We start from the raw sequence: 21,363 nt of genomic DNA, 5'->3' as shown, positions 1-21,363 counted from the left end.
GATGGAATCAGCTAATACATCTAATCAGAGTAGTTCTGATAGGCCGCGACGTTACTTGCCTTTATTTTCTCAGCAAAAAGGAAATGCCGGATTGCCCGAAGGCGATGATCAAGCACTTTACAAGATTCGTTTGGGGACAAGACAGGTCAAAACGATTATGGGTTTTGTACAGCATCATCAGTTGGGTATGCCTTCTTTTATAACAGCCATATGGTCCGTACTGCTATCCCATTACTCCAATCAATACGCTCTGCCTGTTTTATATTCCGTGGTATCAGACAAGGAAGGGAAAGAATGTCGTCTGGATTATCCATTACTCATTCATATACAGAAGGAAGATCATCTTCTCTCTTTGATACAAAGGATACAAATGGAATGGAACAAACAACATAGTAGCGACGAATTGAGAGAGGATTTTTCGCAGCAAACTAAAGTTGATCCTCCATCAGGGGCAGGGAAGGATTTCTTCAATGTGTGTATCGCAGAGATTTATGGTGACTTTCCTTCTCCAAGTTTAAATGCGGAAAAGTCCCCTCCCCTTTACGGTATAGATCAGCCAGAAATCGCGCTCTGCTACCGGTATGACCCGGATATATTGGAGTGCGCAATACAGTATGATGGCAGCCGTTTCGGAAAAATGCAGATCGCTAGATTCGCAGGCCATTTCAAAACACTGCTGGCAAATGCACTCCTTCTTCCGGAGAAGACGGTACTATTTCACCCCATGCTGACCACAAGAGAACGCAGACAGATGCAACAATGGAATGATACGGAACAAGCCTATCCTTTGGATAAAACTGTGGTTCAATTGATCGAGGAGCAGGCTAGCCGAACACCCGATGCAATCGCTTTAGAGTTTGGAGAGCAGAAGCTGACCTACTATGAGTTAAATCACCGGGCAAATCAAATCAGCCGCATGATTTTAGAGTCGTATTCGATACAGGGGCATGGCGTTCTGCCGACCGGCACGCTGATTGCCATCGTCTTGGATAGAAGCGCAGATGTGATCCCGTCGATGTTTGGAGTTATGAAAGCGGGCGCTGCTTATCTTCCGATCGATCCCCAATATCCTGGGGAACGGCTGCGATTTATTTTAGAAGATGCACAGGCCCAAATGATTATAACGCACAGCCAATTAGTAAGTAGGCTAAATCCATATATTTCTCAAATGGGTAGGGGAGCATATTCGCTGATTTGTGTGGATGAATGCTTGGTGCAGCAGGACTACTATCCCTACGAAAACTTGAAGATCAAGGTTACACAGAATGATCTCGCTTATGTCATCTACACATCCGGTTCTACTGGAAAACCGAAGGGAACCCTTATTGAACACGCGGGTCTGGTTACGTTGATCCCTTATCTTGTTGAAAAGTTTGGAATCACCTCAGATTCAAGAGTCATGCAATTCGCCTCCATTAGTTTCGACGCTTCAGTCTATGAATGGATCGGCACGCTATCAGTAGGCGGAACAGTGGTTGTTCTGTCAGACGAGGAACTGCCTCCTTATGCAGACATTTCAGATATTCTTGAAGAGAAAAATATCCACGTTGCGATGCTAACGCCATCTGTGCTGCGAACGATGAAACATAGAGAACTGCCAAGGTTGCGGACAATTGTATCTGCTGGAGAACCCTGTACGCCTGATATTGTGGACTATTGGGGAAGAGGAAGACGATTCGTGAACGCTTACGGGCCGACCGAAGTGACGATTATTTGTTCTACTTCCGTCTGCAGACCGGGAAAAGAAATTACAATCGGCAAACCCGTCTATAACAAACGTTTATTCGTTTTGAATCCATTCGGCAGTCCTGTGCCTGTCGGCGTTCCCGGTGAATTATGGGTGGGCGGCATAGGGCTTGCCAGAGGATATTTGAATCGTGAAGAACTGACTCAGGAACAGTTCGTTCACAAAGAGGTTGTAATTAGCAGTGAATATCCGCCACACAGTGAGCGGCTATATAAAACCGGGGACATTGTGAAATGGACGCCGGATGGTGAATTGGTTTTTATCGGCCGTAGTGATGAACAAATTAAAATCAGAGGGTATCGTATCGAGCTAGGTGAAATAGAACATCAGCTCCGCCAACATCCTGACATCGGTCAATGTGTCGTTCAAGCCTGGAAGGACGGGGCCTACCATAAACTGGTGGCCTATTATACTGCTGTAGAAGAGCTGAAAGAGGCCGATCTGACACAGCACTTAAACTCTGTATTACCAGCTTATATGGTTCCTTCATATTTTTGTTATCTGGAGTCAGTTCCAGTAAATACAAACGGTAAAGTCGACCGTGGAGCTCTCCCTGATCCGAGGGGTACCTTATTTAATCAAGCTGATGAAATTGTGGAAGCAGACGAGGACGGTTTCGAAAAGCGCTTGCTTTGGATTTGGCGGCAGATTTTAAAAAGAGGAGATATCGGGGTTAACGACCATTTTTACGCGGTTGGGGGAGACTCAATTCTTGCCATTCAGGTCGTATCTATGGCCAGGGATCATGGTATCATGCTTACTCCAAGACAAGTTGCGGAGTATCCAACCATTCAGAAATTAGCTGCTGTGGTTACTTGGACAGACAATGATCAAAAGGAAGATCTCAGCATTGACTTGACAGGCGAATTTGGTTTGACACCGATCCAGCACTGGTTTTTCGAGCAACAGTTTGTAGAGCCGCATTATTTCAACCAATCCCAGCTGTTTGTACTCCGTGATTGTGATCCTGTGAAGCTGGAAACCGCCATTAATCAATTGATTCGATTACATCCAGAGCTGTCGATGGAGATCGTAGTCAAGGAACATGCGTATTCGCAGCGCTACCGAAAGGATGCTTCCATTCAACTGGCTAGCTACACCCTTCAACAAGTCGATTATCCCGAATCCGAAATTTCAAGCATATGTGATACGTGGAACAGACAATTGAATTATGAGACGGGCGCCATGATGTATGCAGGAGTAATTCAAGGCCACCCTGACGGTAAAGCCCGTCTGTTTATGACTATACATCATCTGGTCATTGATGGAGTGTCTTGGAGAATATTGGTTCAGGAATTGTATCAATTGTATCAGGGTACAGCGTTGCCTCCCGTTTTAAATCCATACAAGAAGTGGCATTCTGCATTGATGAGTTATTCTAGACATAAAGATACTTTACGTCATATTGAATATTGGAAAAAAGTACAGCATCAAACTACAGCATTTGTACTGCCAGTAGACCATTACCCGGATCGTAAAAAGAGCAGTGAGTCTTCGGAATTAGTTACAATGCTTACTCCTGACGATACGGAACTGCTTTTGCACCATTGCTCTCAGGCTTATCATACCGAGATTAACGACCTGCTACTTACAGCCTGGTCCCTGGCGCTCTCCGCTTGGTCTGGGCAGAAGACGATTTCGTTTCGCTTAGAAGGCCATGGACGTGAGCACTTTGTATCCGATATAGATCTGACAAGAACCATCGGTTGGTTTACCTCCATGTTTCCGGTATGCATTCAGATTACGGACAGTTCCCCCTTGGGAGCGACGATTAAATCTGTCAAAGAGCAGTTGCGTTGTATTCCTCACCGCGGCATGTCATATGGCGCTTTGAGATACTGCCATCCGAATACAGAAGTCCGTTCCGAGTTATCAGCTTCTGAACCTCAGGCTCTTTTCAATTACTTGGGCCAGTTTGATCAGGGGAATGCGAGCGAATTAAACCAGTGGTTAGGGTTTACAAGTGACGCAGCACAGGATTATAGCTCGCCGCTTAATCATGGAACAAGCCTATTGGAACTCAACTGTTCCATTGTTCATAGCAAGCTGCATTTGTTTATGAAATATAGCAAACGTCACTATGAAGAAACCACCATTACTCAGTTGTTAGATACTTTTATAACACGTGTGCTTGCTATTATCGAACATTGTAGCCGGACTGAACACCAAGAGTTCACACCTAGTGATTTTCCATCCGTGTCACTGGAACAACATTCGCTTGACGAGATCGTAAAGACATATCATTGGCAATATGGTTTGGATAAAATGATGTACCTAAGTCCCTTACAAGAAGGACTGCTGTTCCATTATTTAGATCATCCTAGTTCCAATCAATACTTTGTGCAGGTTAGTTGGAAATATCATGGTAGGCTAGAGGTTGACCGTTACCGGGAAGTCTGGAACAGCATTATTTCTGAAAATGATAGCTTGCGGACTTGCTACATTTGGGAGGCGTTGGACAAGCCCATACAATGTATTATCCGAAATGCAGAATGGGATTGGACATTTTTGGATTTTGAAGTAGAGCAACCAGAGCAGCAACAAGAGTGTATCGAACGCTGGATGACAATGGATCGTAATCGCCGTTTTGATCTGAGTCAGCCTGCATTCCGCATAACACTGATTCAGACTGCTTCAAACGAATGGACGATGATCTGGAGCTACCACCATATTTTGCTGGACGGTTGGAGCCTGCCGCTACTAATAAATCGAGTTCATGAGCTCTATGCTTGTAGCCTGCAAAACCGGATGCCACAGCGCAGCTTGACCCGTTCTTATGAAACTTATATTCGTTGGTTAAACAATAAGGATCGCACAGAGGCCGAGTTATTCTGGAAGGCATATTTAGCCGACGTAACGGAGCCAACCCAACTACCGATAGAGAAGGGCATACTTCCCGAGGCACATCAACCGATTGAGAACCAGCAGATCGAGACTCTTTGTATTGATCCGAGACGAACCAAGCGGATCGCTGATTTTGTTAAGCAAGCCCAAGTTTCGCTAAATACGTTGGTGCAGTTTGCATGGGGTAAAGTGCTACAAGTCTATCAAGATGCGGATACAACCATATTTGGTATGGTCGTTTCCGGAAGGGGATCGGATCTTGCAAAAGCGGATCAGATCACAGGTATGCTGATTAATACGCTGCCTTTGGTCATGCACTGGAATGTCGAGCAAACCATCACTGAATATGTACAAAAGCTGCACCAAACCATTCAGAAACTAAATGACTACAGCTATGTGAGTCTGAATGAACTGAAGAGCTGGACTGGTATTCAAGGACATGTCATGTTTTACAGCATCGTAGCATTCGAAAATTATTTGAACGACTATCGGCAACCAGAAAATGAATTGAAGATGTCAGCTATGGAGGAACGAGAGAAAACGAATTATCCAATGACGATCACCGTTGCCAATGACGGGGAACAGATCACCATCAAGTTTATGTATGATGCAGATCGATTGAACCAAGAAACGGTTTGTCGACTAGCAGAGCATCTGCTAAATACGCTGGAATATGTGCTGGAATACCCGAATTACAACGTCAGAGACGTTTGCTTCATGAACAAGGATGAATATGAACGAATCGTCTACGACTGGAACAATACGTATACAGCATATCCCAGAGAGTGTTCAATTATTGATCTATTCCAAGAGCAAGTGGAGCTGCGGTCTTCACAGCCTGCAGTAATTGCGCACAATCAGGTTATGTCCTACCACACCCTAAACCTCATGTCCCAGTACGTTGCCAAGATGTTAACGGATGATACTGATGATAACAATCATGGAAAGTTTATTGGAGTTTACTTGCCGCGCTCTCTTGAATTCATTGTCTCCATCCTGGCGATCATGAAAGCGGGATATGCCTATGTTCCCATTGACCCCGATTTTCCGGCAGCAAGAACCCGCGAATTAATCAAGGACGCTGGACTGGACACCATTATCACTTCACAGGAAGGAGCGGAACGTATCTCGGAAGCCTGTAAGGGAATCCGTTTAACACTGATGGATACAAAGTATTTTGACCAAAATGGAGTTGTGGAACCAGAAGAGAAGGAGAACATGATTGCTCCCAATGACCTTGCTTATCTAATGTATACATCCGGATCGACGGGAAAACCGAAAGGCGTTATGGTGGAACATCGCAATGTCATTCGCTTGGTCAAAAACACCTGTTATTTTCCGTTTTCTTCTGATATCAGATTGCTCTATACAGGTTCGCCTGTTTTTGACGCTTCTACGTTTGAAATTTGGGGGACGCTGCTGAATGGAGGACAGCTGTTTGTAGTTTCAAAAGATGATCTTCTAAATATACATGTGCTGGAGCAGCGGATGAAGGAGTGGAGAATTAATACACTATGGCTAAGTTCTGCACTGTGTAATCACTGGATTGAAGAAAATGAAAAGATATTTGCTGGACTCCAATGGTTGCTCATAGGTGGGGAAGTTTTATCGGTTAAGCATATCAATCGTATCCGTCTTGCCAATCCGGAACTTTCGATTCTCAATGTATACGGTCCTACGGAGAACACCACCTTTTCGACGAGCTACCGGATCGAAAAGCCTTTTGAGCAGAATATCCCTATTGGCAAGCCCATTAGTAATTCAACTTGTTATATTCTGGACAAACGGGGCCGTGTTCAGCCTGTCGGAGCAATCGGGGAATTATACATGGGAGGAGACGGGGTTGCAAGGGGGTATTGGCAGCAAAACCAAATGACACAGCATGCGTTTGCACCGAATCCATATCGTTCTGCCAAAGATGGTGAAAGAGGTACGAATTCAATTCTATACCGTACGGGAGATCGGGCGAGATGGCTGCCAGACGGGAATATCGAGTATATCGGACGGGCTGACGATCAGGTAAAACTTCGCGGCTATCGAATCGAACTCGGAGAAGTCGAGTTCCGTCTTAACAGCTATCCTGTAGTGAAAGAATGTCTGGTCTTTATCCGGGAGGTTTATGGCGATTTGCGGATGATCGCTTACTATACAGCGGAAGAGGAGCAACGAGTGGAGCAGCTTCATACTTTTATGGCTGAAGGTCTTCCTTCTTATATGTTACCGTTTCGTTACGTTTGGCTGAAATCGTTCCCATTAACGGCTAACGGGAAAATCGATCGCAAAAATCTTCCTTTACCTGAAATCCATAGCAGCGATAAGGAAGCAAATGCTGGACCGAAGACTGAACTGGAGCAAACCATAGAAGAAGTTTGGAGCATGGTCCTGAAGCTTGATTACATTGGCAAGAATGAAGATTTTCACACGTTGGGAGGCCATTCGCTCCATGCACTACGAATAGCCAGCCTATTGCAAAAAAGCGGATATCCGGTTACGGTCAACCAAATATTTCGCGAACAGACGATTGAACTTTTGGCCCTTTCATTGATCCATGCAATGACGGATACAGCAACTGACCTTTGTCCGAACATGGATATCCCATATCAGTCTATAAGAAAAGAATACCCGGATGACGGATTTCCGCTGTCTGCTGTACAAAAACGTTTTTTCCAAAGAGATCTCGTGAATTATAACATGTTTAATGTACCTTACTTGGCTCGGCTCAAGAATTACATTCCTACAGAATTGCTGAACGCGTCGATTGAACCACTATTGAACAAACATACGGCGTTGCGGCTGTCGTTTGCTCAACTGGATGATGAATGGTATCAGTTTGAGCAGACAATAAGTGCAGGACAGGTAGTTTCTTACGTAGATTTGCACATGGTCTCGGGATCACATGACGCCTACATTTCGGAATACTGCTCGAAAGTGCAGCATGAATTCGATATCAAGGAAGGACCTTTATGGAAAGTTGTGTTGTTTGACCATTATTGCGAAAAGAGACAACAGGTGATATTACTTCTGTTCCATCATTTAATTTTTGACGGGATTTCCATAAACATTTTTTTAGAAGAGTTGAGACATCTTCTCTTGCCGGGAAAAAGGAGTGATTTGGCGTTACATGCGGAGGAGAAGGAAAGCAGTTATCGGGATTGGTGCATAGCGTTGTCGCAATATGCGGCAAAGGGCCCTTTTCCTAAAGCATCCACTTTCTGGAGTAAGGTTGTGGAAGGCGGCCAATCTTTACAGGTTGACAGGGAATCGGAGATACAGCCTCTTCACCGACACATGAGAACTATAACGTATGATTTACTTGAAGGAGAGGAGCATATTCTTCTTCTAAAAGCATTGGCTATGAAGCATCATACTACTCCACTGAGCATCTTACTGACGGCGTTGTCACAAGCTTGTTTCCAATTGAAAAAGCAATCGGATTTGCTGCTGCATGTGATGTCTTATCAACGTGAGTCTTTTTTGCCGGGTATTATGATTGATCGTACTATCGGTTTTTTTGCCGGTGCATACCCCCTTCGAATTCAGATCCCAGAAGGAGAACTATTGGGGAATTGGGAAACGGCACTGAGACATGTCACACATACGTTGCGGCATATTCCATCTGAAGGCTTGGATTATTTTATTTTACGACATATGATACAGGGAATTTATCTAGATAAGGAACCACTAAGGGACGGAACACACATGCTTTTCCATTACCAATCAGAGGAAATGAACGGGATAGCTGATGATTTGTTTGAGCCTTTACCCATATCTTACGGAAATACGAACGCGGCGGACAATCCCTCTGCTTACAAGTTAAATATGACGGCAGGTCTTAGATGCGACAGATTAAGTTTAACCTGCTATTATAGTTCACTGCATTATAAGGATCAGACGATCGCTGAGCTAATACGCCTCATATCCAGACATCTGTGCCAAAGCATCAGTGTTCGCCCATATACCATGATAGCGGAGGGGAGCTTCAGATTATGAAAATATATGAATTTTGTCCATTTTTCAATGAAAATCGCATTGCAGATATTAAAATAAAAGAAAATTCCGGTTGGATTGATGAGTTGCACGTGATCGAAGCTAACAAGACGTTCAGCTATTTAGATAAGCCTCGGAACTTTAATCCAGATTATGTTGGTCCCAAGGTCATTTATCATCCATTTCATGCGGATCAACTGTTTCGTGAACCTGAGAAGCACTCATTGTACTTTGATGTGGATAGCTGCGGTGCGGACAACTTTGACCGCTGGTACTGGCGTCTGCTCAGCCATAACAGTGCGTTTCATAATGAGGCTTGCCAAAGAAACAAGAGTATCTCTATCTTGCAGGATAAGGTTGAGGATGATGATGTGATCATTTTGGCTGATTTTGATGAGATCATTGATAACCGGATGGCGGATCGTATTGTTTCGGAAGTGAAGAAACATCAAGTTATTACAATTAAAATGCACTACTCTGTATTCTTCCTGAATCTTTTTTGCCAATCTAATCACGGTGCTCCTTATTGGAGCTATCGCGTGTTCGCCATGACCGGCCGGTACTTCAAAAGTATGCCTTTCTTACCCGACTATCTCAGGAAGAAAGGGATTGCTGAAGCGCTGTATCATGACATTTATTGTCTGGAGGAGCCAGCTGGATTCCATCATTCATGGCTTGAATATCAGAAAACCGCGCTTCCCAAACTGCAAGCTTTTGCCGCCAATGTAGAAGATAAAAGTATTTTAAATGCAGAGTATATTGATCAATGCTTACATGATAAAAAGCTGTACTATATTGATACTGAACTTTATGTTGATAACTCAAAATCGTTTTTGAGCAGTCTACAGGAACTTAAAACAGATGATCTTTGGTACAATTAAAGGGAAAAGAGATCAAATAAAAACTGCCGACGGGGTCGGCAGTTTAGTTTAAAGACCTTCTGATGTATCAGATTGATTTATCGGAAGGTTGTTTTGCTATGTACTTGGAATCAATAGTAGCTGCTTGAATTCAATGAACTTATGAGTGCAGGCAACAGAGCAACAGCCATAATGATATAGATCACGATTACAATAGCGGCCCAAAGAAGGCCTGCTTTAGCGTAATTAGCTTTGCTCGGATTAGTCGAGCCGCTAAATGCCCACACAAACAGCATAATAAGTCCAACTACCGGTATAGCCATCAGAAGTAAACTGATCATCCATTCCTTGAATGAGACTGGAGGCGGGTACACAGGGGCTGGTCTGGATGGTGCTCCTTGTTGATTGTTTTGCGGATTAAACTGGTTAGACAATTGGATCTTCTCCCTACGTGATTAGTATGTTGTGTTTCCTATATTGACCAAAACATCATACATGATATGACAATAAGCAACAAGTAAAATTCAGTAAACAGTCTAATAGTACTATCAAACGATAAAAAATAGGTCTATACACCCTATTGACGAAGCAGTTTTTATATATTATTGTATTGATATTAACATTTTGTTTTTATCAATTGATTCAAATTAAAAGTTACATAGAGCATTCGCCACTTTTGACTCAAAAGCGATGAAATACCCATATATGAACAGGTAGGTGACGCAAGTGACAGATGGATTGAAACATAATTACAGTGGCTTGACGGAAGAGGAATTTTTGGCCGCTTATGATGCGAGTGAATATGAGCGCCCATCCGTAACGGTAGATATGCTGCTATTTACGGTAATGGATCAGCTCCAACAAAATTACCGTAAGCTGCCGGAGAAGTCCCTACAGCTTCTTTTGATCCAAAGAGGGGAGCATCCCTATATAGGACAATGGGCGTTGCCAGGTGGTTTTGTAAGTATAGATGAAAGTCTGGAAGAAGCTGCACGACGCGAGCTTAAAACGGAAACGAATGTGGATCAGATTTATATGGAGCAGCTATATACTTGGGGAGATGTGGCACGTGATCCACGTATGCGGGTGATCAGTTGCGCTTACATGGCTTTAGTTGACCACGATTCCTTGGAGGTACAGGCGGGGGATGATGCCGCTGATGCCCAATGGTTTGAGCTGGATTACAGCGTAGCTCAGGAGACGCGGACGAATCAGCCGGAAGGTTACACATGGGAACAAGACATTGACATCACATTGAAGCATGGGGACATCCATCTGTCAGCCAAAGTAAAAATAACTGAAATTCTTAAGGGAAGAACCATTGAAATCAAGCGAGAAGTGCTGGAGTCACAGGGAATTGCTTTTGATCATGCCAAAATTATTGCGTACGGTATAGAGCGTCTGCGCAGCAAAATAGAATACACAGATATCGCATTTCACCTGATGCCGGCTCTATTTACACTAAGTGAGCTTCAGCAGGTGTATGAAATTATTCTAGGTAAGGAGCTGTTGGCTGCAGCTTTTCGTCGCAAAATAGCTGATCTCGTGGAAGAAACCAATGAGTATAGAAAAGCGGCCGGACACCGTCCATCCAAGTTATACCGATTTAAGCCTCGGTCGCGTTTTATGTAACATAAGGAATATGAAATGAGGAATCATCATGGAAAAGTTTACGTTTTTTTATCGCAGTCATTCGCCGTTTTCGCAATGGTATCCTTCTGATTTTGTCGTGGATGGAATGGAGTTTAACTGTGCCGAGCAATATATGATGTTGAAAAAAGCACAGCTTTTTGGGGATGAAGAGGCGGCCTTGAAAATTATGCAAGCCCCTACTCCAAGGGAACAAAAAGCCCGCGGCCGCAGTGTGCGCGGATTTGACCAATCCTTGTGGGAGGCCAATTGCCGGCAATTTGTGTATGACGGTAATTACGCCAAGTTTACACAAAATCCGAATTTGCTCAAGCACCTGCTTAAAACGAAAGGAACCACTCTGGTTGAGGCTAGTCCAACCGACACCATTTGGGGTGTAGGCTTAGCTGAGAACGATGCTCGTATACGGAACCGCAAGCTATGGCGTGGCACGAACTGGCTAGGAGAAATATTGACGAATTTACGTGAGGATGTATTGCAAAAGGAGGAATGGTCATCATGAAAAATACAATGAATTCTCGGAGCAACCGAGATGCCCGATCGAGTATGGCGCAGGAAACACTATCCATTTTGGAACATGGGTATTATACGAATAACAAACAGGCTCAAGTAAATATGACAAATGACATAGGGAATGCGGTCACAGGCTCGAAGTTATATACACCTTCTCAGCTGGTAACTGTAAAACAAGAGGCAGAGCAAAGAATAAAAAGTATATTGGAGCCTTCTTCCCGCATAGACGAACAGAGGATCATTGCAAAATTGGAGGTTACGGGAGAAAGCACGTTACAGGCGGCATACAGACTCCAGGTAGAGGAGAAGCTGACCCACGTGGCGTGTTTGAATTTTGCATCAGCCAAAAACCCGGGAGGTGGATTTCTCGGAGGCAGCCAGGCTCAAGAGGAAAGCTTGGCTCGTTCGTCAGCGTTGTATCCTTGCATTTCACAAATGGAAGAGATGTATGGACATAATCGGAAGCTGCGGAGCTGTTTTTATTCAGATTATATGATTTATTCGCCTGAAGTTCCGGTATTTCGGGATGATCAGGGAACATTGTTGGAGAAGCCGTATCAAGTCGATTTCCTGACCGCACCTGCTGTAAATGCTGGAGTGGTGCGAGAACGGGAGCCAGAGCAGGTGAATCGGATTGGTGAAGTGATGATGGAGCGAATCCGTTACATTCTTGGAATGGCTAAGCAAAACGACGTAGAACATCTTGTGCTGGGAGCCTATGGTTGCGGGGTATTTCGCAATAAGCCGGAAGAGGTTGCCCTCTGGTTCAAGCAAGTAATTGTAGATGAAGGATATGGTTTGCTGTTTGACCGGATTGTTTTTGCAGTGTTGGATCACAAAGCAGACCAACGTACTTTAAACAGCTTTAAAAATGTTCTTTCTTGAAGTAAAGGCAGTGCATTAAATCGTTTACTATAATATCTCATGAAAAAGGAAGGTGCTGAATGGAACCATCTTCGAATATAACCTGGCATGTGTCCGATATTGATAAGCAAGCGCGTCAGCTTTTGAATGGCCATAAAAGTCCGGTGCTTTGGTTTACAGGGCTGTCTGGTTCGGGAAAATCAACGGTATCCTCCACACTTGAAAAAGCGTTATATGCACGAGGCATACACACGTTTATTTTGGATGGGGATAATGTTCGGCATGGTTTAAATCGGAATCTAGGTTTCTTACCCGCTGACCGTAAAGAAAATATTCGTCGTATTGCTGAAGTTGCAAAGCTAATGGCACATGCGGGTGTCCTAACCATTTGCGCCACCATTTCCCCTTATCGTGAAGATCGTGAAATGGTAAAGGAGATTTTAAAGCAAGAAGGTTGCTATGAGATATATATACAGTGCAGCCTGGAGGAATGTGAGCGACGCGATCCAAAAGGAATGTACAAGAAAGCGCGCGCCGGAGAAATTCATCATTTTACGGGGATTGATGCTCCTTATGAAGCACCGCTGGAACCGGATCTAATCGTATCCACAGAAGGCCGGGAGGTAATCCAGTCAGTTGAGGATATCTTGGATTTTCTCGATAGCAAGCAGCTGCTTTTATGATTTTATGATGAATTCTACATGAATATTGTCTGAAAGCCTCAATGGCAAAACTTCGAGAAGTGATCAAAGGAATCATTACAGAACGTGAAAATGGAAGCATACTTATTAGTAAATAAATACAGTAGTGCATTTACGGCAAGCCTTATAGGGCTTGCTTTTTTATTTATGATTTTAAACTAATTCTAAATCCTAGATTATAATTATTATAAAAAAGTATTGATTTTTGTTTGTGCACAACTTATAGTAAAAAGCACATAGTCAACCAATTCATTTAAGAGGTGATTTCAATCATGAGTAACCAACCAACGAACCTGACTACAAGCTGGGGCGCTCCTGTTGGAGATAATCAAAATTCGATCACAGCAGGCTCGCGAGGTCCCGCACTAATTCAGGATGTGCATCTGCTGGAGAAATTGGCACATTTTAACCGGGAGCGTGTGCCGGAACGCGTCGTTCATGCAAAAGGTGCAGGAGCACACGGATATTTTGAAGTTACTAATGATTTGTCTGCATATACAAAAGCAAGCTTCTTGTCTGAGGTGGGCAAGCGTACACCGATGTTTATTCGCTTTTCTACAGTGGCGGGTGAGCTGGGCTCGTCCGATACTGTACGCGACCCGCGTGGTTTTGCGGTGAAGTTTTATACAGAAGAAGGTAACTATGATCTCGTGGGCAATAATACACCTGTGTTTTTTATTCGGGATGCCATTAAATTTCCTGACTTTATTCATACGCAAAAACGTCATCCCCAAACCCATCTGAAAAACCCGAATGCGGTCTGGGATTTCTGGTCCTTATCTCCTGAATCGCTGCATCAGGTAAGTATTCTAATGTCTGACCGCGGTATTCCAGCTACTCTTAGACATATGCATGGTTTCGGTAGTCACACGTTCAAGTGGGTAAATGCCGAAGGACAGGCAGTATGGGTGAAATATCATTTTAAAACAGAGCAAGGTGTGCAAAATCTTGATGTGGATTTGGCTGCGAAAATTGCTGGTGAAAATCCGGATTATCATACAGAAGATTTGTTTAATGCCATCAAAAAAGGTGATTTTCCTGCATGGAAACTTCATGTGCAGATTATGCCGGTAGAAGATGCAGATACGTATCGCTTTGATCCATTTGATGTGACAAAAGTATGGTCTCAAAAGGATTACCCGCTGATCGAGGTTGGACGCATGGTGCTGGATCGCAATCCTGAGAACTATTTTGCTGAGGTAGAGCAGGCGACATTCTCCCCGGGTTCATTTGTTCCTGGTATTGAGGCATCCCCGGATAAAATGTTGCAAGGACGCCTGTTTGCCTACGGCGATGCACATCGCTACCGTGTAGGTGCAAATCATAATTCGTTGCCGATCAACCGTCCGCATGCGGAAGTTCACAACTACCAACGCGATGGTGCATTGCGCAGTGACAGCAATGGCGGAGGATCTGTCTATTACGAGCCTAATAGTCTCGGTGGACCCAAAGAATCACCTGCGCACAAAATGGCTCCTTTTGAAGTGTCTGGCGAAGCTCAAAGTGTAGCCTACGATCATCATGATCACTACACACAACCGGGCGACCTATACCGCTTGCTCAGTGAAGAAGAGCGTGCACGCCTGGTCCGAAACATCGTAAATGCGATGAAGCCCGTAGAAAGTGATGAAATCAAACTGCGTCAGATCGGACATTTCTACAAAGCTGATCCTGAATACGGACGCCGTGTAGCCGAAGGTTTAGGCTTGACCGTTCCTCAAGGCGAGTAGAGGTATCTGCAAACTCCTAACCTGAAAGCCGTATGAATAAATAATAAAAGGATGTCCCAACACCACGTACATGGTGGATGGGACATCCTTTGTTTTTGAGAGCGATGTAAATCAGGTGCTGCTATATCCTCTGCAAGCGAGGTAAATAGATTACAAGAAACAGTGACCGTCCTAGTGCAAATACGATAAAGGATAGCCAAAGTCCGTGATTCCCATAATGGGGAACGCACCAGAAGAGAGCGATCAAAAAGCAGAGCAATGAAATCAGCATCGAATTGCGGATCGGATACGTTACCGTCATCCCCGTAAACACACCGTAGAATACCAGTCCCAGCCCGGCTGCCAGTGGAAAGACCACAAGCCACCCATTATAAGGGCCTGTAAGGCTAATCACTGTAGCATTGTCCGTAAATAGTGAGATAAGCGGCTCTTTCAGTGCGAAATACAATCCTCCTGTCACTACGCTGGTCACCAGTGTCCAGAACCAGGACAAGTGAATAACCCTTTGCAGCATTTTACGATTCCCGGCACCCCGAGCCTGACCTGTCATGATGCTACTAGCGTTGGCGAACCCATCAAAAAAGTAAGCCATAATGTAATGGATCTGCAACAAAATAGCGTTTGCCGCCAATTGATCGGTTCCAAAGCTCGCACTGCGCGCCGTAAACAGATTAAACATCGTCAGCAGACAGGCTGTACGGATCATAAGATCAAGGTTTGTTGCCATGACACTTTTCAACTCTGAAGCTCCAAACCATCCTCGCCAATTCATCTGTCCGCTTTGCTTCCATTCTCTCCAAATCGATGAGCGGAACACCAGAACGAGACCCAATATACATGCAAGAGCCTCCGCAATCAGAGTAGCGCTTGCAACACCAGTGACATTCCAATGCATCATCTGTGTAAATACAATAGCTAATACCATATTGATTACGTTCATTGTAATTTGCAAAAATAATGTAGCCTTCACACGGGATAATCCCATCAGCCAGCCGAGCAGCACATAGTTCACCAATGTAAGAGGGGCTCCCCAGATACGAATGTTAAAATAAATTGCTGCCTGCGCTGCCACATCCTGAGCTGGATGGATTAGCTGCAGAGAAGCTAACAGAATGGGCTTTTGTAACACAATGAATACCGCACCAATGAGTAAAGCAATGGCCAGTGGGCGCATGAGAGCAGCTATGCCCTGGTCGTTATTTTGTGCCCCCGCGGCTTGGGCCGTGAAAGCTGATGTGCTGACTCGCAGGAAGCCAAACAGCCAATATAAAGTATTGAAAATAAGAGTGCCCACCGCTACACCGCCTAAATACGCGGAATCGCTCAAATGACCGATTACAGCTGTATCCACCGCACCGAGTAGCGGGGTTGTAATCGTCGAAATAATTAAAGGGATAGCTAAAGCAAGATAGGCTCGGTGGGAAGGCAACATGTTGAAAAAACCTCCAGTAATGATTGTGTGTAGGGATGGCGATCCGAATGAAATAATGCTTCCTTGGGAAAATGCTCAAGCACACTGCCTTCTTTCATGACCATGATTCGATCACTCATAAAGTGCACAGCCGCCAGATCATGTGAGATAAACAGATAAGCCAATCCTAGCTCATCCTGCAAATCCTTGAGCAGATTTAAAACGGTGGCTTGTGTGGTCACATCCAGACTTGCTGTTGGCTCGTCCAATACGATAAAATCCGGCTCTGTGCTGATGGCACGTGCGATGGTTACACGCTGCTTTTCCCCACCGCTAAGCTGATGTGGAAACTTGTCCAGATAGCTGGCTGGAAGCTTTACCATATCAAGCAAATGTTCTGCTATATCCCGACGTTCTGAGGACATACCCGTCATAAAAGAAGGAACATAGTACTTAAGCTGGTCCAGTGGCTCCAGCAGGGATTGCAGGATGGTTAGTCTGGGGTTCAAAGCCGCAGATGGATGTTGAAAAACTGCACCCAGCCTGCTGCGAATCCGTTTTAACTCGCTCCGCTTTAATCCCCGGATAGACTGCCCATCTAGTCTAAGCTCACCTTGATCAAATGGGTCCAATGTCAATATACAGCGAGCGAGTGTGCTTTTCCCACTGCCGCTTTCCCCGACAATGCCCAGACATTCTCGAGGGGAGATCGACAGAGCAACATTTTGCAGCACCGTTTTGCCTCCAGTGTAAGCCTTCGTCAAACCGGAGACGGTCACGACAGGATTAGACGTGTCTTGCCGCTGAGCGCAGGCGGCTTGATTATTCATGTGCAGCGCTCCTTTCCATTGCGTCCTGTTCTTCAGTGCTGTTGTAAGGTAAACGTGCTGGAGCGCCCGGAGACAGCGGCGGAATAGCTGCCAATAGACGACGAGTATACGGGTGGTCCGGATGGTTCAGCACCGCTTGCGTTTCACCTATTTCAACCAGTGAACCTTCGCGCATCACTGCGATTCGATCTGCATACTTGCGTACATGACGCAGATCGTGAGTGATCCACAAGACGGAAATACCCGTTTCCGTCCGGATTTGGTCAATGAGCTGCAGCACCCGATGAGCTGTGAGCGTATCCAGCGCCGTTGTGGGCTCGTCGGCAATAAGTAACTTCGGCTCCAGTAGTAGTGCAGCCGCAATAGCTACCCGTTGCAATTGACCGCCGCTGAGTTGGAACGGATAGCTGCGGTACACACGCTCGGCGGGAAGCTGTACGCGCTCCAGCACCTCGATACAGCGCTGCTTGCGCGCCTTGCGATCTTGCTTGCCATGGGCGCGCATCAGCTCGTCCAGTTGGCTGCCTACACGCAGAAAGGGGGTGAAAGCCCCGTGGTAGTCTTGAAAAATGTAGGATATTTCACTGCCAAGCAAAGAGCGCCTTTGTTTAGCGGGTAGATCTAGTAAATTATTGTCCTTCCACGCAATGATACCTTCCGCTGTAACAGAAGAGGGGAGAAGGCCGCCGATAGCGAACGCCGTCATGCTTTTGCCGCTACCACTTTCGCCGGCAAGAGCACACCATTCCCCCGGACGAACGGCAAGCTCCAGTTGCTCTACAATCGTTTTTACATTGGTCCGAATCGTTAAGCCTTCAATAGTCAGCATGTGCCAATTCACTCCTCTGTCCGGGTTTTAACATCATAACGGTCGCGTAGTTTATCTCCAAATACGTTTGCTAGTAGCACGGTTAGCACGACAGCTATCCCAGGAACCAGCATCAGGTGGGGAGCCATTTGAAAATACGCTCGTCCTTCATTCAACATAGTACCCCATTCCGGAATTGGTGGCTGTGGACCTAAGCCCAAAAAAGATAGGGAGGCAATCATTAAAATAATTTTGCCGACATCCAGCGTAGCCAGCACAAGAACATTCCCTATTGCATGGGGGAGAATATGTCGCATGACAATCCGCAGGGAGGAGGTACCCGCCAGTATGGATAACGAAATGTAATCCTTTTGCTTTTCTGCCAGCACGGTACTACGCACCAGGCGTGCATAACCAACCCATTTTACCGCAGTTACCGCGAAAATAAGATTTACTAAGCCTGGTCCGAGCAAACCGCTCAGCACAATGGCAAAAATATAATCTGGTAATGTCATGAAGGCATCGACCACCCGCTTGAATACACGATCCATCCAGCCTCCAATAAATCCTGAAAGCAGACCAAGAGGGACCCCGACAACCAGCGAAACGGCCAAAATCAACAAACTGGTTCCGACAGTCGTCCGAAGTCCAGCTATGACTCTCGATAGTACATCTCTGCCCAAATGATCCGTTCCCAGCCAGTGCGTAGCGCTGATCGATTGTAGTCGATTCCCCATCTGGATACGATACGGATCTTGCGGTGCAAGAAACGGAACGACTGTAATTGCTGAAAGAATGAGCAGGATGGAGAGCGACACGATCCATGTTTTGGACAATCGCGTTCTAGTGAGCTGCCCGTTTTCCGCATGTACGGATTTTATCATGATAAACGTTTCTCCTTCAAAGCGATTTCAGGATTGACCCAACGGTAGGACAGCTCTACCAAAATATTGATACATACAATGAATCCAGCCATAAATACGGTATAGCCCTGAATTATGGGGTAATCCCTTGCAGCAATGGCATCCACAATCCATTTTCCCAGCCCCGGATAGGCGAATAGCACTTCAATCACGACTGTGCCTCCCAGTAGGCTACCTATACTCTCACTGAATACCGTAATGAGTGGAACTAGACTGTGACGGAGCATGTGTCTGAAAAAAATGCGGATGGGGCTGATGCCACGCGCTTGCGCCGCTTTGATAAAGTCTTGCCCCGAGCTTTCAATCAGACTTGCGCGAATCATTCGTACATAAACGGCCGCCATTGCTAATCCCAAGGTAAGAGAAGGGAGTACCAAATGAAAAGCGGTTCCTTCGCCCATAGACGGCAAAATGCGCAATTTAACTGCAAACCATTCGATAAACAAAAGCCCCAGCCAAAAGCTGGGAATCGAGGAGCCGATTAAGGCAAACACACGACTGGCGCTGTCAATCCAGCGGTTACGGTAGAGCGCAGCCATCGTTCCCAAGGGTAGAGCTATTAGCAGCAAAATGAACAGAGAGCCTCCGGTCAGCAGCAGCGTATAAGGCAGTTTTTCCATAAACTCTGTGAATACCGGACGATGGGTTAAATAAGATTGTCCAAAATCAAACTGAAGCAACTGAACCAGCCACTTACCATATTGCACAGGTAATGGTTGGTCCAGCCCTAGTTGGCTGCGCATATCCGTAATTTGCTGATTGGACACAGCTACATCATCGACTCGGAGAATGCTCCGGACGGGATCGCCCGGAACAAGCTTAAGCAGACAGAAGCTCACAAAGGAAAGAATAAGAAAGAACAAAACTAGTTCAAGAAACTTTTTGGCCATGGATTTGAACATGCTAGTTCACATCCAGGTCCTGGGTTAGCAAGTAATATTCACTTTGGCTAGTTACCCAGTTATGTACGTAATCGCGATAGGCCACTACGTTGTTTGGATGGACCAGAAAGGATTGCAGATTTTCTTGGTCAATCAGTGTGACAGCTTTCAGCGCCAGCTTGTTGCGTTGTTCCTCATTCACGGTTGTGTTCAGCTGTGAAATCATACTCGCGAGTTCCGGTACATGCACACGCCCATAATTTAGTGCTCCTTCAGGCATGTAAGCCGCATTTAGAAAATAGCTTGCATCGCCGCGCGGGGCTGTAATGCTACTATAAGTCGCTAAATCCCAATCCTGATGAGCGGTAAGATATTCGTCAATATTATCAACCTGACGGATATCAATCGTAATGCCAAGTTCTTTAGCATTAGCCTGAATCAGCTGGGAAATGAGTGGAAGTTCCGCTCTCGACTGGTAAGTTAGTAATGTAAGTTGAAGCGGCTTGCCGTCAGGGGTTGCAACTTTTCCGTTCTGCACTGTATATCCAGCTTGCTTGAAGCCTTCTCGTGCAGCATTTAAATCAAATTTTTTCGTAATATATTCCGGCGAAAATGGAAAGTCGGGCAAGAACGGCCCTTGAGCAGGGGTTCCCTGGCCGGACATAATACCGCTGGCAATCTCATCACGGTTGATCAGGTTATCGAATGCCTTACGCACAGCCGTCTTTTTCAGATCGTTATTGTTCATATTGTAAATAAGTTGATGCGTTCGCAAACTAGGAAGTGAGTCAACCTTAACAGTAGAATCAGCTTTCAATAGCTCCAGGCTTTCAATTGGCGGGCGATACACAATATCAGCAGTTTTGGCTTGAAAAGCAAGCTGACGTGCATTGGCGTCTTCGTTAAACATGAATTTGGCATGCTTCAACTTTACTTCACCGTTCCAATATTGTTCATTGCGATCTAAATTCAGTTCACTTCCAGCACGGAAGCTGGCAACCTTGAACGGTCCCGTCCCAGATGGGAGGTCACCTGTAGCTGTGGTGTCTATAATAGCCGTATTCGGATGAACCAGCTCAGACACAAATTCTGGGAAAGGCTTGTCTGTCGTAATGGTCAAAATCTGTCCATCCGCATGAATATCACGGATATGTAGCGCATTTTTGACCGATGGATTGAGCTTTAACGCTCTTTCCAAAGAGGCTTTGACAGCAGCAGCATTGACGGTTTTACCGCTGTGGAAGTTCACACCTGATCGGATGTTGAAGGTCCAGTGCTGTCCGTCCTTGCTGTTCCATTTGTCTGCAAGCCAAGCTTCCAGCTTAAGATCCTTGTTCACTTTGATCAGTGTTTCACTTACTCCAGCACGAACAGCTGTGTAATTTACATCTGAATGGGGGTCTATAGTAGGGCTCTGCACGTTGAACAATAAGGTGACACTTTTATCTTGTGGTGCAGCAGATGGAGAGGGTGAAGCTGACGGAGAAGAAGCGCAGGCTGCCATCATTACCGCCATTACCGCAGGTATAAATAGTTTAAAATACGAACGTTTAAACAACAGGAAGTCCTCCTTAATAGTAATCGTAATTTTTACGCTTTAACTCATGAATCATA

General features: G+C 45.2%; 14 protein-coding genes. 7 read left to right on the top strand and 7 right to left on the bottom strand.

Annotation, left to right across the window (positions count from 1 at the left end):
- Nucleotide 1: 1 nt before the first annotated feature.
- Together MKY98_RS13485 and MKY98_RS13480 are read left to right on the top strand one after the other, a co-directional pair.
- Nucleotides 2-8,581 carry an amino acid adenylation domain-containing protein gene (locus tag MKY98_RS13485; protein ID WP_341011436.1) on the top strand — a complete coding sequence of 2,860 codons (8,580 nt, stop codon included), beginning with the start codon at nt 2-4 and terminating at the stop codon, nt 8,579-8,581.
- Entirely contained in the window at nt 8,578-9,459 is an 882-nt protein-coding gene (locus MKY98_RS13480; RefSeq protein WP_069011799.1) for a hypothetical protein, read from the top strand. The genes MKY98_RS13485 and MKY98_RS13480 overlap by 4 nt, the downstream gene beginning before the upstream one ends.
- Before the next feature lie 110 nt (nt 9,460-9,569).
- Here the strand turns inward: MKY98_RS13480 and MKY98_RS13475 are convergent, their stop codons facing one another.
- The gene (locus tag MKY98_RS13475) at nt 9,570-9,872 is read right to left on the bottom strand and encodes a hypothetical protein (RefSeq protein ID WP_069011801.1); all 303 of its coding nucleotides are present in this window, start codon (nt 9,870-9,872) and stop codon (nt 9,570-9,572) included.
- 292 nt (nt 9,873-10,164) lie between these two features.
- Here MKY98_RS13475 and MKY98_RS13470 point away from each other — a divergent pair, with 292 nt between their 5' ends.
- From MKY98_RS13470 to katA, 5 genes are all read left to right on the top strand, one after another.
- Complete coding sequence (locus MKY98_RS13470; RefSeq protein ID WP_069011803.1) at nt 10,165-11,070, top strand: NUDIX hydrolase; 906 nt, start codon at nt 10,165-10,167, stop codon at nt 11,068-11,070.
- Between the two features lie 28 nt (nt 11,071-11,098).
- Nucleotides 11,099-11,590 carry an NADAR family protein gene (locus tag MKY98_RS13465; protein ID WP_039273133.1) on the top strand — a complete coding sequence of 164 codons (492 nt, stop codon included), beginning with the start codon at nt 11,099-11,101 and terminating at the stop codon, nt 11,588-11,590.
- Complete coding sequence (locus MKY98_RS13460) at nt 11,587-12,486, top strand: TIGR02452 family protein (RefSeq protein ID WP_069011805.1); 900 nt, start codon at nt 11,587-11,589, stop codon at nt 12,484-12,486. Before MKY98_RS13465 ends, MKY98_RS13460 begins: the two co-directional genes overlap by 4 nt.
- A gap of 59 nt (nt 12,487-12,545) precedes the next feature.
- Nucleotides 12,546-13,148, top strand: coding sequence for an adenylyl-sulfate kinase (gene cysC / locus MKY98_RS13455; protein WP_069011806.1), 603 nt, complete (start codon nt 12,546-12,548; stop codon nt 13,146-13,148).
- 290 nt (nt 13,149-13,438) lie between these two features.
- Nucleotides 13,439-14,896 carry a catalase KatA gene (katA, locus tag MKY98_RS13450; protein ID WP_029515135.1) on the top strand — a complete coding sequence of 486 codons (1,458 nt, stop codon included), beginning with the start codon at nt 13,439-13,441 and terminating at the stop codon, nt 14,894-14,896.
- 121 nt (nt 14,897-15,017) lie between these two features.
- Here katA and MKY98_RS13445 read toward each other — a convergent pair whose 3' ends face one another.
- Genes MKY98_RS13445 through nikA form a run of 6 tightly spaced genes read right to left on the bottom strand, consistent with a single transcriptional unit; the run spans nt 15,018 to nt 21,307 of the window.
- Nucleotides 15,018-16,328: an MATE family efflux transporter gene (locus MKY98_RS13445; protein WP_069011809.1), complete on the bottom strand. Its 1,311-nt coding sequence runs from the start codon at nt 16,326-16,328 to the stop codon at nt 15,018-15,020.
- Nucleotides 16,295-17,137 (bottom strand): ABC transporter ATP-binding protein, encoded by an 843-nt coding sequence (locus MKY98_RS13440; protein WP_069011811.1) that lies wholly within the window; start codon nt 17,135-17,137, stop codon nt 16,295-16,297. The genes MKY98_RS13445 and MKY98_RS13440 overlap by 34 nt, the downstream gene beginning before the upstream one ends.
- Nucleotides 17,130-17,966 carry an ABC transporter ATP-binding protein gene (locus tag MKY98_RS13435; protein WP_069011813.1) on the bottom strand — a complete coding sequence of 279 codons (837 nt, stop codon included), beginning with the start codon at nt 17,964-17,966 and terminating at the stop codon, nt 17,130-17,132. The genes MKY98_RS13440 and MKY98_RS13435 overlap by 8 nt, the downstream gene beginning before the upstream one ends.
- Nucleotides 17,967-17,974: 8 nt before the next feature.
- Nucleotides 17,975-18,829, bottom strand: a complete 855-nt coding sequence (gene nikC / locus MKY98_RS13430) for a nickel transporter permease (protein WP_039273117.1) — start codon at nt 18,827-18,829, stop codon at nt 17,975-17,977.
- On the bottom strand, nt 18,826-19,770 hold the full coding sequence (gene nikB, locus MKY98_RS13425; RefSeq protein WP_069011814.1) for a nickel ABC transporter permease: 945 nt from the start codon (nt 19,768-19,770) through the stop codon (nt 18,826-18,828). The genes nikC and nikB overlap by 4 nt, the downstream gene beginning before the upstream one ends.
- Before the next feature lies 1 nt (nt 19,771).
- Complete coding sequence (gene nikA / locus MKY98_RS13420; protein ID WP_081317590.1) at nt 19,772-21,307, bottom strand: nickel ABC transporter substrate-binding protein; 1,536 nt, start codon at nt 21,305-21,307, stop codon at nt 19,772-19,774.
- Between the last annotated feature and the right edge of the window lie 56 nt (nt 21,308-21,363).

This window comes from Paenibacillus sp. FSL M8-0228, from assembly GCF_038007385.1.
Taxonomy (GTDB): Bacteria; Bacillota; Bacilli; order Paenibacillales; family Paenibacillaceae; genus Paenibacillus; species Paenibacillus polymyxa_D.
This window is presented reverse-complemented; position numbering and strand designations above follow the sequence as displayed.

Coding starts and splice junctions, on each gene's coding strand:
- cysC (WP_069011806.1), top strand. CDS start 12,546: ATGGAACCATCTTCGAATATAACCTGGCATGTGTCCGATATTGATAAG.
- MKY98_RS13465 (WP_039273133.1), top strand. CDS start 11,099: ATGGAAAAGTTTACGTTTTTTTATCGCAGTCATTCGCCGTTTTCGCAA.
- MKY98_RS13435 (WP_069011813.1), bottom strand. CDS start 17,966: ATGCTGACTATTGAAGGCTTAACGATTCGGACCAATGTAAAAACGATT.
- MKY98_RS13440 (WP_069011811.1), bottom strand. CDS start 17,137: ATGAATAATCAAGCCGCCTGCGCTCAGCGGCAAGACACGTCTAATCCT.
- MKY98_RS13485 (WP_341011436.1), top strand. CDS start 2: ATGGAATCAGCTAATACATCTAATCAGAGTAGTTCTGATAGGCCGCGA.
- MKY98_RS13445 (WP_069011809.1), bottom strand. CDS start 16,328: ATGTTGCCTTCCCACCGAGCCTATCTTGCTTTAGCTATCCCTTTAATT.
- nikB (WP_069011814.1), bottom strand. CDS start 19,770: ATGTTCAAATCCATGGCCAAAAAGTTTCTTGAACTAGTTTTGTTCTTT.
- MKY98_RS13460 (WP_069011805.1), top strand. CDS start 11,587: ATGAAAAATACAATGAATTCTCGGAGCAACCGAGATGCCCGATCGAGT.
- nikC (WP_039273117.1), bottom strand. CDS start 18,829: ATGATAAAATCCGTACATGCGGAAAACGGGCAGCTCACTAGAACGCGA.
- MKY98_RS13480 (WP_069011799.1), top strand. CDS start 8,578: ATGAAAATATATGAATTTTGTCCATTTTTCAATGAAAATCGCATTGCA.
- katA (WP_029515135.1), top strand. CDS start 13,439: ATGAGTAACCAACCAACGAACCTGACTACAAGCTGGGGCGCTCCTGTT.